We start from the raw sequence: 556 nt of genomic DNA, 5'->3' as shown, positions 1-556 counted from the left end.
ACCAAATTGCAATGTTGTAATATCAAATCCTCTACTTCTATCTGTACGACGATTTACATAATCATAAAGATTCTGTGTACTATATGCTACTGTACCAAAGAAGTTAATAGGCTTACGTCCTCCGAACCATGGCTCAGAGAAACTTATACTATAGGTTTGATAGTAAGTACTTCCTTGTAGACGTAGTGATAAAGATTGTCCATCTCCCATTGGGGAAGGCTTATAAGACTTCTTATTAAATATATTTCTCAACGAGAAGTTATTAAATGATAGTCCTAATGTACCGATGAATCCTCCCCCCCCGTATCCTCCTTGTAACTCCACCCGGCCTGATCCTTTTTCAGTTACTTGCCAATCGATATCAACTGTTCCAGAGTTTGGATCAGCATTTTTCACATCTGGAATAATAGCTTGTGCATCAAAAATATTTAATCCTCCTAATCGTCGGATTGTTTCCATCACTAAAGATCTACTCCATATCTCCCCTGGACGAGTTCTTATATCTCTATGAACTACGTGGTCATGTGTATTATCATTACCAGAAACTGTAATATTA

General features: G+C 37.2%; 1 protein-coding gene. It reads right to left on the bottom strand.

What is annotated here, in order from left to right:
* A partial coding sequence (locus HX124_RS18225; protein ID WP_286418750.1) for a POTRA domain-containing protein occupies positions 1 to 552 on the bottom strand: 552 nt, incomplete at its 3' end.
* Positions 553 to 556: the final 4 nt, after the last annotated feature.

This window comes from Acinetobacter sp. 226-1 (assembly GCF_030329325.1).
Classification (GTDB): Bacteria; Pseudomonadota; Gammaproteobacteria; order Pseudomonadales; family Moraxellaceae; genus Acinetobacter; species Acinetobacter sichuanensis.
The sequence above is the reverse complement of the archived record's forward strand: the minus strand, read 5'-3'. Positions and strand labels throughout refer to the sequence as shown.